We start from the raw sequence: 11,523 nt of genomic DNA, 5'->3' as shown, positions 1-11,523 counted from the left end.
CCGCGGGCAGGCGCAGGGTCGGTTGCGGCGCCAGCGGCGTCAGCGGCGCACGGGCGCGCGGCAGGCGCAGGCGCGCGTGATAGACCGCGCCGGAACGCGCATGCACCCGGCCGGCCGCGTCGGGGCTGTGGTCGAGGTCGCCATCGAACAGGTCGCCGTAGCGATACACGCCCAGCGCCGTGGGCGCCAGCCCCAGCATCTGCAAGGCGCGGCGGTTGGCGCCCACCAGCAGGTCGCCCTGGAAGGCCAGCAGGGCCTCGCCGGGCGTGCCCAGGCCCGAGCGGTCGGCGTGCAAGCGCAGCACCGCGCACGGCTCGTGCGCCGCGTCGAACAGCTGATGCTCGATCAGGTCGACCGCCGCGCGCACCAGCGCCAGCACGTCGGGACGGATCGCGCGCGCCGGGCTCGACAGGTCCAGCACGCCCAGCATGCGCCCTTCGCTGTCGGTGATGGGCACGGCGGCGCAGGTCAGGATGCGGTTGGGTTCGAAATAGTGTTCGGCGCCGTCGACGACGATGGGCCGGCCTTCCACCAGCGCGGTGCCGATGGCGTTGGTGCCGGCGGCGGCCTCGTCCCACGGGGCGCCGGGCATGAGCGCCACGCGCGAGGCGCGCTGCGCGAAATCGATGTCGCCGTCGCTGTCGAGCACCAGGCCCTGCGCATCGGACAGGATCACCAGCCCGTCGCTGCCGCCTTCGCGCCGCAGGAGCGACATGGCCGGTTCGGACAGGCGCCGCAGCGCCTCGTTGCGTTCACGCGCCTCGCGCAGCTCGCCGGCCGTCATGGGCTCGGCGCGGCGCGCGCCGCGCATGTCGAAGCCCAGATCGGCGCAACGGCGCCAGGACCGCAGGATGGGCTCGGCGACCAGCCCGCCGGGCACGACGCCCTGCTGGTTGAACAGCTGGCGCGCTTGCGTCAGCGATTGCCGACGGGATTGACTGGCCATGCATGTCTCCTTGGACGGTGTTCTGCGACACCTGTTCCGCGACACTGTCGCGAAACGCGACACCCTGGGGCGGCAATGCGCCGCCCACGCCCTTTGCCGGCGCGTGGAAATCTACTTTCGCACGCGGCACGCGCGCTTGTCCAGCGGATAACCCCCCGATGGCACGCGATTTGCTTCAGGAGAAGCAGGCACCCGACTGCCGTCATTCCCACAATACCGGAGACAAGCATGGACATCGCGACCCGCGTCACCCCCGAATCCTATGGCACGCGCCTGGATCTCAGAACGCAGTACGACAACTTCATCGACGGCAAATGGCAGAAGCCCGCCGATGGCGAATACTTCGACAACGTCACGCCGGTCACGGGCCAGGTGCTGAGCCGCAACGCCCGCTCGAAGGAGCGCGACATCGACCTGGCGCTGGATGCCGCGCACCGCGCCGCACCCAAATGGGGTGCGACCCCGGCGGCACAACGCGCGCAGATCCTGATGCGCATCGCCGACGTCATGGAAGCCAACCTGGAACGCCTGGCCACCGCCGAGACCTGGGACAACGGCAAGCCGATCCGCGAGGCCCGCGCCGCCGACATCCCGCTGGCGATCGACCACTTCCGCTACTTCGCCTCGTGCATCCGCAGCCAGGAAGGCGGGCTGTCCGAGATCGACCACGACACCGTGGCCTACCATTTCAACGAGCCGCTGGGCGTGGTCGGCCAGATCATCCCGTGGAACTTCCCCATCCTGATGGCCGCCTGGAAGCTGGCGCCGGCGCTGGCGGCGGGCAACTGCGTGGTGCTCAAGCCGGCCGAGCAGACGCCGCTGGGCATCCTGCTGCTGATGGAACTGATCGGCGACCTGCTGCCCCCGGGCGTGGTCAACGTGGTCACCGGCTTCGGCCTGGAAGCCGGCAAGCCGCTGGCCTCGAGCAAGCGCATCGCCAAGATCGCCTTCACCGGCGAGACCACCACCGGCCGCCTGATCATGCAGTACGCGTCGCAGAACATCATTCCGGTGACGCTGGAGCTGGGCGGCAAGTCGCCCAACATCTTCTTTGCCGACGTGGCCGCGCAGGACGACGACTTCCTCGACAAGGCGGTCGAAGGCTTCGTCATGTTCGCGCTGAACCAGGGCGAGGTCTGCACCTGCCCCAGCCGCGCGCTGATCCAGGAATCGCTCTACGACAAGTTCATGGAGCGCGCGCTCAAGCGCGTGGCCGAGATCAAGCAGGGCAACCCGCTGGACGCCGACACCATGCTGGGCGCGCAGGCCTCCACCGAGCAGCTGGAGAAGATCCTGTCGTACCTGGACATCGGCAAGCAGGAAGGCGCCGCGGTGCTGGCCGGCGGCGAGCGCGCCAGGATGCAGGGCGCGCTCGAAGGCGGCTACTACGTGCAGCCCACCGTCTTCAAGGGCCACAACAAGATGCGGGTGTTCCAGGAAGAGATCTTCGGGCCGGTGGTGGCGGTGACCACGTTCAAGGACGCCGACGACGCGCTGGCGCTGGCCAACGACACGCTCTACGGCCTGGGCGCGGGGGTCTGGTCGCGCGACGCCAACACGTGCTATCGCATGGGCCGCGCCATCAAGGCCGGCCGGGTCTGGACCAACTGCTACCACGCCTATCCGGCGCACGCCGCGTTCGGCGGCTACAAGCAGTCGGGCATCGGCCGCGAGAACCACAAGATGATGCTCAACCACTACCAGCAAACCAAGAACCTGCTGGTGAGCTACTCGCCCAAGAAGCTGGGCTTCTTCTGACGCGTCGAGGGCCGCGCCGGGCCGGCACCCGGCGCGGGCCATGGGAGGCTGGTCATGCCTGAGATCACTGCGCGCGTGGTGGCCACCGACGCGGCCCGCGAACTGATCGACACCTTGCGCGCCAAGCACGGCGCGCTGATGTTCCATCAGTCGGGCGGCTGCTGCGATGGCAGCTCGCCCATGTGCTATGCCCTGGGCGAATTCATGGTGGGCGGCTCGGACGTGCTGCTCGGCGAACTGGAGGGCTGCCCGTTCTACATGGGCGAAGACCAGTTCGCCTACTGGGAGCACACCCAGCTCATCATCGACGCGGTGCCCGGACGCGGCGGCGCGTTCTCGCTCGACAGCGCCGAGGGCAGGCGCTTCCTGCTGCGCTCGCGCCTGTATTCGGACGAGGAGTGGGCCAACGTGGCCCCGGTCACGCGCGGTTGAAGCCGGCGCCCGGGGCGGCCCGGCGGACGCGGCGCGTCAGGAACGCCGCGGCCCGCCGCCCTTGCCTGCCGGCTCGGCGCCACAGGCCTCCTGTTGTTGCCACTGGAACGACACGCGGCGGATGCGCGCGGCGCGAAATTGCGTGAACGAACGGCCACCCGGCATGGGTGCGCCACGTAGCGGACTGCTGCTGTTTTTCATTGCGGATAAAGCGTTGACGGAAGAAATCTGCAAGGTGGCCGCGCGGCGGCGGCGATGGCAAGACGGACCTGAAACCGGCAGCGTCAGCCGGCCGCGGCGGCCCAGGCGCTGACGGGCGCGCGGCGGGTCCATTCGAGCGCGTCCTCGAGGCGGTCGTTGCCCCAGAACATCTCGCCGTCCACCAGGAAGGTCGGCGCCCCGAACAGGCCCAGGTGACGGGCCTCGTCGACGCGGCGGCGCAGCGCCTCCTTGGCGGCTTCCGACTTGCCGCGCGCGATCAGCGCGTCGGCGTCCAGCGACAGCCCGGTCAGCAGCGCGTGCACCACGTCCTCGGCCTGGATGTCCTCGTCGCGCTGGAAATTGGCGCGGAACACCGCCAGGCAGAAATCACGGCCCCACGGTTCGTCCTCGCCCAGCAGCGCGATGCGCGCCGGCAGCACGCTCATGCGCGGGAACAGGCGCGGCCGGTTGTAGGGCACGCCGTACTTTTCGGCCAGGCGCGCGATGTCGCGCATCATGTAGGCGCCCTTGCCGGGAAACAGCCGGAACGGCGTGTCGTTCCAGCCCTGGGCCTGGAAGATCGGCCCCAGCAAGAACGGCCGCAGGTCGACCCGTACCTCCGCCCGCGCCGCCAGCTCGCCGATACGCTCGATCGCCAGATAGCTGTAGGGACTGGCGAAATCGAACCACATCTCGAGGCGGGGCGGGGCGGACAGGGGCGCATTCATGACACAAGCTCCAACGGCAGGGGGAACTGGGAAACCAGGCCGGCGGGCCTGGCCGAATCGCCTTCGCTTCACCCGTCGTCCGAGTCATATTGGACGCCGCAGGCGTTATATTGCACAAGCGAAATTTCCGCCGCCTACGCATGAGTTTCACGAATGTCATACCCGCTGGCCAAACTTCCCCCGCTTGATCTGGTCCGAGGCTTCGTCGCCGTGGGCCGGCGCATGAGCATCACGCTGGCGGCGCAGGACCTGCACGTGACGCAATCGGCCGTCAGCCGGCAGATCCGGGCGCTGGAAGCGCACCTGGGCGTGCCGCTGCTGCTGCGGGGCTTTCGCAGCGTCTCGTTCACGTCCGAGGGCGCGCAGCTGTTCCGCATGGCGGACGCGTGGCTCAGCCAGCTGGGCGACCTCACCGAGCAACTGCGCGCGCCGGAGCGCCGCACCCCGGTCACCGTCACCACCACCATCGGCGTGGCCTCGCTCTGGCTGCTGCCGCGGCTGGGCGACTTCCAGGCCGCCTATCCCAACATCGACGTGCGCGTCGCGGCCGACAACCGCGTCATCGACATCGACCGCGAGAGCGTCGACATCGCCATCCGCTACAGCCTGCGCGACACGGTGCCGGACGGCGCGGTCTGGCTGTTCGGCGAATCGGTGGTGCCGGTGGCGCATCCCTCGCTCAAGGCCCGCGCCCTGGACGCGCGCGAGCTGCAGCGCCACGTGCTGCTGGAGTTCGACGACCCCACCCGTCCCTGGCTGCAGTGGTCCGAATGGCTCAATGCGCGCGGCCTGGGCCGCGTGCGGCCCAAGGGCATGCTGCGCTTCAACCAGTACGACCAGATCGTGCATGCGGCCCTGGCCGGCCATGGCATCGCGCTGGGGCGGCTGGCGCTGATCGCGCCAATGCTGGCCGACCACCGCCTGGCCACGGTCGGCGGCCAACCCGCCGATGCCACCGAACATGCCTACTGGCTGGTGCGCAACGCGCGCCGCAGCACGCCCGACGCCGAGATCGTGACGCGCTGGCTGGTGCAGCAGGCCGCCACGACGGCGAGCCTGCTGACCCCGGAATAAGCCCGACAAATGGCGGGCGCCGGCGGACATGCCGTCCTTTCAGACCGACGCACCGGCTGATGGTCTGGGCAGCGCGCTACAAGTTCTATACAAACCTTCATAGATTCGCGCTGCCCCTCCTGTAGATTGCGGCCTGCATCCCCGCACGGCTCCGAGCTCCCCTGCGAATGAACCCCGTACCCACCGTCCCGACGGCGGGCGCGGCCTGTTGCCGCCGCTTTCCGGCAACGCCCCGCATTTCTTTCATGACGCAGATGAAGCGCTTCCGTTCCGCGGACGCCTGGCAAGCCTGGTTCATCAACTTCCAGCGTTCCTTCCTGATCCTGCTGGCGCCGTGGCTGGTGTCGGTGCTGGCGCAAGGCGCCGGCCGCGCCTACCTGCTGGCGGCCTATGCGCCGCCGGGCGCCTATGCGGCGCTGCCGCAGGACATCAACCGCACCCTGGCGATCGGCCTGCTGTTCGACATCAAGGTCGCGGCCATCGCATTCTCGGCGCCGCTGCTGGCCGCCCTGCTGCTGGCCGCGCGCCCGGCGGCGCAGGCCCTGTGGCTGCGTTGCCTGCCCTACCTGGGCGCCGTGCTGGCGACGCTGTTCGCCGCCAGCACGGTGGTGAGCGTGTGCTACTTCGCCACCTTCTCGCGCTCGATCGACATCTTCGTGTTCGGCCTGATCGACGACGATACCCGCGCCATCGTGGCGACGCTGTGGCACGGCTATCCGGTGCTGCGCACGCTGGCGCTGCTGGCGGCGGTGCTGGCCGGCACCAGCTGGCTGGCGTGCCGCTGGCGCGCCCGGGTGCTGCGCGCGCGGCTGGCGCGGCGGCCGCTGGCGCCCAGCGCCTTGCGGATGCTGCTGATCCTGGGCGTGACCGTGCTGGCCTGCCGCGGCTCGCTCGGCGCCTTCCCGCTCAACAAGGACGACACCGGCATTTCCTCGCTGCGATTGCTCAACGACATCGCGCCCAACGGCATTTCGGCCTTCTTCTGGGCGCTGTCCGAGCGCGACAACGACAAGCGCTTCACGAGCGTCGTCGACGACGAGGGCGCGCAGCTCTACCAGCGTTTCCTGGGAAGGTCGGGCCAGGGCCTGCAGCCCTTCATGGCCACGACCGGCGCCAACCCGCAGGCGCGCGAGCGGCCGCCGCACGTGGTGCTGCAGGTGATGGAGAGCATGGGCCATCACATGAACATGTACGACCGCCCCGGCCGCGACCTGCTGGGCGCGCTGCGGCCGCACTGGCGCGAGGACTGGCGCTTCGACCGTTTCCTGTCCGAGGGCAACGGCACCATCGACACCCTCAGCCGCCTGCTGGTGCGCAGCCCGATGCCGGCCACGAGCCAGTCGTCGGCGGCCAACGCCACCTTCGCCAGCAACGCCTTCGCGCCGTTCTTGGCGCGCGGCTACCGCGTGGTGTTCGTCACTTCGGGCACGGCCACCTGGCGCAACCTGGGCCGCTTCGCCAGCCACCTGGGCGCGCAGGAATTCGTCGACCAGCTGACATTGCGGCAGCGCTACCCCGAGGCGCAGCCCGGGGTCTGGGGCGTGCCGGACGAATACATGTTCCGCTACATCGGCGAGCGGCTGGCGCGGGCAGACCGCGACGGCGAGCGCCTGCTCGTCATGGCCCTGTCCACCACCCATCATCCGCCCTTCCTGGTGCCCGAGGGCGGCCAACGCGGCGGCCTCGACCTGGACGACATCGAACGGCTGCCCTACTACGCCGGCTGGACCGGCCTGGACGAGGCCTTCGACACGCTGCGCTACGCCAACGATCAGCTGGGCCATTTCCTGACCCGCCTGAAGGCCTCGCCCAACGGCGCCAACACCATCGTCGCCGTCACCGGCGACCACAACATCCTGGGCGTCGACTACGCGCTCGACAGCGATGCCGTGCTGGCGCGCGCCGTGCCGTTCTACCTGTATGTGCCGCGCGCCTATCGCGGGCAGTCGACCTACGATCCCGCGCGCCCCGGCAGCCACAAGGACATCCTGCCGACGCTGTATCAGCTGAGCCTGCCGGACACGCCCTATTTCCGCAGCGGCTGCGACCTGCTGGCGGCTCAACCCGACCCGCAATGGTGCTTCGGCTTTAACAATCCACGCCTGCTGATCACGCGCGACGGCGCCTACCTGCGCGACCGTCCCGGCCGCATCCTGCCCTGGGCCGATGGCGCCGGCCTGGCGCTGGCGGCCGAACGCGACGCCACGCCGGCCCAGGCGGCCGAACAGGCTCGGCTCGACGCCTACGGTCCGCTGCTGCAATGGCAGATCAACTACCAGGTGCAGCACCAGCTGCCATCGCGCCCGGAGCGGCCCTGAGCCGCGGCGCGGCCCGGCCCGGCACGCCCGGCCGCGCCGTCGCGATGCGCGCTAGTCGACCCGCACCAGTGGGTCGCCCGCCGTCATCTCGCCGACCACCGCGGCGTCGGCGAAACCCTGTTCGCGGAACAGATCCAGCACCGCCTGCGCCGCTTGCGGCGCGCACGCCACCAGCAGGCCGCCGGAGGTCTGCGGATCGGTCAGCAAGGCCCGCTCGACGTCGGTCACGCCGGCCGCCAGCCGCACCGATTCGCCATACGAGGCCCAGTTGCGGCCCGACGCGCCGGTGATCACGCCGTCGGCGGCAAAGGCCTGCACGCCCGGCAGCCACGGCAGGGCCTCGCGCCGCAGGGTCGCGGTCAGCCCCGCGCCGCGCGCCATCTCCAGCGTGTGGCCCAGCAGGCCGAAGCCGGTGACGTCGGTGATGGCGTGCACGCCGTCCAGCGCCGCCAGGGCCGCGCCCGGCCGGTTCAGGCGCGTGGTCGTCTCGATCATCACGCGGTAGCCGTCCGCGTTCAGGCGGTTCTTCTTGAGCGCCGCCGACAGGATGCCCACGCCCAGGCCCTTGCCCAGCACCAGTACGTCACCGGCGCGAGCGTCGGCGTTGCGCTTGATGCGGTCCGGATGCACCAGCCCCATCGCCGCCAGGCCGTAGATCGGCTCGACCGAATCGATGCTGTGGCCGCCGGCCACCGGAATGCCGGCGTCCTTGCAGACCGATTCGCCGCCGCGCAGGATGTCGGCGATGACGCCGTGCGGCAGCACATTGATGGGCATGCCGACAATCGCCAGCGCCATGATCGGCGTGCCGCCCATGGCGTACACGTCGGACAGCGCGTTGGTGGCCGCGATGCGGCCGAAGTCGTAGGGATCGTCGACGATCGGCATGAAGAAGTCGGTGGTCGCGATCAGGGCCTGCTCGTCGTTGAGCCGGTAGACGGCGGCATCGTCGGCCGTCTCGGTGCCCACCAGCAGGTTGGGGTAGCTGGCGGCCGGCCCGAAACGCGCCAGCAATTGCGACAGCACGCCGGGCGCGATCTTGCAGCCACAGCCGCCGCCATGGGACAGCGAGGTCAAGCGCGGCACCGCCGCGGACGCAGCATCCTGGGTCATGTCAGTCTCTCCATAGGTGATGGGAAAAGGATAGCATCGCGCCCCCGAATGGCCCTATGATGATCTGGCAGCAGGCAGCAACGGACGGCCGCCCGCCACCGGGCGCACCGACAGCCAAACTTCACCGTGCGTGAGGGCTTTATGGATCGCCGACACTTCCTCCGTTTCTCGGGCGCCCTGTGCGCCGCCCAGGCGGCCTTGCCCCTGGCCGCACGCGCCGAGCAGGCGCCCATCAGCGCCGACTGGCGCGGCTTCGAACTGACCACCCACATCCAGGTGCTCGACCCCGGCGCCCATCCGCGCCTCTGGATACCCCTGCCCTACGCCGCCGACACGTCCTACCAGCGCGGCGCGCAAAGCGCCTGGCTGGTCAGCGGCGGCGGCAGCGCGCAGCTGGCGCAGTCCCCCGGCTACGACGTGCGCATGCTGGCGGTGCAATGGCCCGACGCCCAGGCGCCGCGCGAGGTCACCGTGACCAGCCGCTTCCAGACCCGCAACCGCCGCGTCGACCTGACCCAGCCGTCCCCCGGCGCCCCGCGCGAAAGCGCCGCCACCCTGCGCGAGTTCATCCAGCCCACCGAGCTGCTGCCCACCGACGGCATCGTCAAGGCCACCGCCGACCGCATCACCCAGGGCCACCAGGGCACGCTGGCGCGGGCCCGGGCGATCTATGACTGGGTGGTCGACAACACCTGCCGCACCGCCTCCACCCGCGGCTGCGGCACCGGCGACGTGCGCTACATGCTCACCGCCAACGACCTGAACGGCAAGTGCGCCGACATCAACGCGCTGTTCGTCGCGCTGGCGCGGGCCTCCGGCATCCCCGCCCGCGACGCCTACGGCCTGCGCGTGGCCGACTCGCAGCTCGGCTACAAGAGCCTGGGCAAGGCCGGCGACGTCACCCGCGCGCAGCATTGCCGCGCCGAGTTCTACGCCGACGGCTATGGCTGGATCCCGGTGGACCCGGCCGACGTGCGCAAGGTCATGCTGGAAGAACCGCCCGGCGACCTGCCCGCCACCGACGCCCGCGTGCGCAGCGCCCGCGTCATGCTGTTCGGCGCCTGGGAAATGAACTGGGTGGCCTACAACCACGGCCACGACGTCGCCCTGCCCGGCTCCGCCCACGGCCCGGTGCCATTCCTGATGTACCCCAACGGCGAAACCGCCGACGGCCGCCTGGACAGCCTCGACCCCGACCGCTTCCGCTACACCCTGACCGCCCGCCCCCTGTCCACCTGAACCGGCCGCGCCATGCCCAGCCGCCGCCAACTGCTGCAATCCGCCCTGTCGCTGGCGGCGCTGCCCGCCTGGGCCCGCGCCGCCGCCAGCGACAGCGCCCTCAAGCTCGCCACCGGCCCCGACTGGGCCCCCTGGACCGCCGCCACCCCGCCCCTGGTCCTGCCCGACCTCTCCGGCCGCGAACAGAAGCTTGCCAACTGGCGCGGCAACGTCGTCATCGTCAGCTTCTGGGCCACCTGGTGCAATCCCTGCCGCGACGAAATTCCCCTCATGTCCGCCATGGCCCGGCGCCACCGCGAAGAAGGCCTGCGCCTGGTCGCCGTCAACGTCGGCGAAGCCCTCGGCAAGATCACCACCTTCCTGGCCAAATGGCCCGTCGCCGGCGCCGTGCTGCACGACCGCAACAGCACCGTCTCCAAGAAATGGGACGCCGTGGGCCTGCCCGCCAACTACCTCGTCGACCGCGGCGGCAGCATCCGCCACTGGCACCTGGGTGCCCTGGACTGGAAAGCCGAGAACGTCAGCAGCGTCGTCACCCGGATGCTGCGCGCTTAGGCTCTGGCTACCGGCTGGCGGCCGCGTCGGCGGCGACTGAGCTTTCGGCCCGGGCCATTCGTCGCAGCCGCCAATACGCCTTGAGCAGGCGTCGAAGATCGGCGACACCGCGCGCGTGGCGAACCAGCCGCGGCCAGGCGCGAAGATCGAGCATGGCGCGCGCGAGGTGCGCCCGCATCTGCGGATTGTCCACGTCCTTGCGTAGCAGATTCACGAAGCACAGAAGTTCATGCAGCACGTGGCGGGCGATCGAGATACGCGTCCTGCGGCCGAGTTCTTGCCTTGAGGAGACAGCAAGCAAGGTGCCGATGATATGGACGTAGCTGATGCCGCGCCACTGGCGGACCTGGGGTGACGGCGAGAGCGTTGTCGAATCGGGGTTGCGGCGATAGCCGTACACGGGTTCGGGCGCGAAGCCAATCCGCTTGGCGACGAGGGCGAGATCGGCGGTCCAGAGAATGTCTTCGTGGAATATCGTGGGGTCGAACGCCAGCCGGTGCCGGGTGATGAGTTCACGCCTGACCAGTTGCAGGCAGACGTAATGCGGCCATTCGCCGACGCCGACACAGTGGGCGATCCAGTCCTGGCCGGTCATCGTCCGGGCGACGGGCTGGCGTGTCAGGACGGGAGGACGGGGAGCGGGAGGCGGCGTGTCCGTGAACCGATACGCGTTTCCGATCAACACATCCAGATCCTGCGAGATGACCTGTTCATGCCAAGCCGCGAGATCCGCCACGGGCAGCACGTCATCGGCATCGGCGAAGGCAATCCAGGTGCCGCGCGCCGCCCGCAGGCCCGCATTCCTTGCGGCGCCCTGCCCGAGATGAGCCTGTTTGATGATGCGCAGGCGGGCATCCCTGGCGGCGTAGGCCTGCATGATCGCCATGCCACCATCGGAGGAACCGTCATCGACCGCAATCACCTCCATGCTCATCGCGGCATCGCCCAGCAGCGCGTCCAGTTGGTGGGGAAGAAACCGCTCGCAGTTGTAAACGGGGATGATCAGACTGATCTGTGGCGCAATGGGGTCGACGTGGTTCATATCCGGTGATGCGTAGGCGCTTGAATCCTCGCGCCTTGAACCAGGGTCTTGCCATTGGTCTTCGATATTGGATCCATCGTCCAACAGGCGCGGGTGGATCGGTAAACTACGCCGGAT

The 11,523-nt window shown here is 69.8% G+C and carries 10 protein-coding genes; 6 read left to right on the top strand and 4 right to left on the bottom strand.

What is annotated here, in order from left to right:
- Positions 1-946: sigma-54-dependent Fis family transcriptional regulator (locus H0523_RS26070; protein WP_180180195.1), on the bottom strand; the 946-nt coding region annotated here is incomplete at its 3' end.
- A 228-nt stretch (positions 947-1,174) separates the two neighbouring features.
- On the opposite strand from H0523_RS26070, the gene adh reads away from it, so the two are divergent.
- Both adh and H0523_RS26060 read left to right on the top strand, forming a co-directional pair.
- Entirely contained in the window at positions 1,175-2,704 is a 1,530-nt protein-coding gene (gene adh / locus H0523_RS26065) for an aldehyde dehydrogenase (RefSeq protein ID WP_054435054.1), read from the top strand.
- 54 nt (positions 2,705-2,758) lie between these two features.
- Positions 2,759-3,136 (top strand): DUF779 domain-containing protein, encoded by a 378-nt coding sequence (locus tag H0523_RS26060; protein ID WP_054435053.1) that lies wholly within the window; start codon positions 2,759-2,761, stop codon positions 3,134-3,136.
- 284 nt (positions 3,137-3,420) lie between these two features.
- Here the strand turns inward: H0523_RS26060 and H0523_RS26055 are convergent, their stop codons facing one another.
- Entirely contained in the window at positions 3,421-4,065 is a 645-nt protein-coding gene (locus H0523_RS26055; RefSeq protein ID WP_054435051.1) for a 2-hydroxychromene-2-carboxylate isomerase, read from the bottom strand.
- Between the two features lie 153 nt (positions 4,066-4,218).
- Between H0523_RS26055 and H0523_RS26050 the strand changes: the two genes are divergently transcribed.
- Together H0523_RS26050 and H0523_RS26045 are read left to right on the top strand one after the other, a co-directional pair.
- Positions 4,219-5,139, top strand: a complete 921-nt coding sequence (locus H0523_RS26050; RefSeq protein WP_054435048.1) for a LysR substrate-binding domain-containing protein — start codon at positions 4,219-4,221, stop codon at positions 5,137-5,139.
- 245 nt (positions 5,140-5,384) lie between these two features.
- A complete protein-coding gene (locus H0523_RS26045; RefSeq protein WP_231689957.1) occupies positions 5,385-7,457 on the top strand; it encodes an LTA synthase family protein in 2,073 nt (690 codons plus the stop codon).
- 51 nt (positions 7,458-7,508) lie between these two features.
- Here H0523_RS26045 and selD read toward each other — a convergent pair whose 3' ends face one another.
- Positions 7,509-8,570: a selenide, water dikinase SelD gene (selD, locus tag H0523_RS26040; protein WP_054435045.1), complete on the bottom strand. Its 1,062-nt coding sequence runs from the start codon at positions 8,568-8,570 to the stop codon at positions 7,509-7,511.
- A 141-nt stretch (positions 8,571-8,711) separates the two neighbouring features.
- On the opposite strand from selD, the gene H0523_RS26035 reads away from it, so the two are divergent.
- Both H0523_RS26035 and H0523_RS26030 read left to right on the top strand, forming a co-directional pair.
- Entirely contained in the window at positions 8,712-9,809 is a 1,098-nt protein-coding gene (locus H0523_RS26035; protein WP_054435042.1) for a transglutaminase-like domain-containing protein, read from the top strand.
- Between the two features lie 12 nt (positions 9,810-9,821).
- A complete protein-coding gene (locus tag H0523_RS26030; RefSeq protein ID WP_054435039.1) occupies positions 9,822-10,364 on the top strand; it encodes a TlpA disulfide reductase family protein in 543 nt (180 codons plus the stop codon).
- A gap of 7 nt (positions 10,365-10,371) precedes the next feature.
- On the opposite strand, the gene H0523_RS26025 is transcribed toward H0523_RS26030, so the two are convergent.
- Entirely contained in the window at positions 10,372-11,406 is a 1,035-nt protein-coding gene (locus H0523_RS26025) for a glycosyltransferase (protein WP_054435034.1), read from the bottom strand.
- Positions 11,407-11,523: the final 117 nt, after the last annotated feature.

The sequence above is a fragment of the Achromobacter insuavis genome (assembly GCF_902859645.1).
Lineage (GTDB): Bacteria > Pseudomonadota > Gammaproteobacteria > Burkholderiales > Burkholderiaceae_B > Achromobacter > Achromobacter insuavis.
The sequence above is the reverse complement of the archived record's forward strand: the minus strand, read 5'-3'. Positions and strand labels throughout refer to the sequence as shown.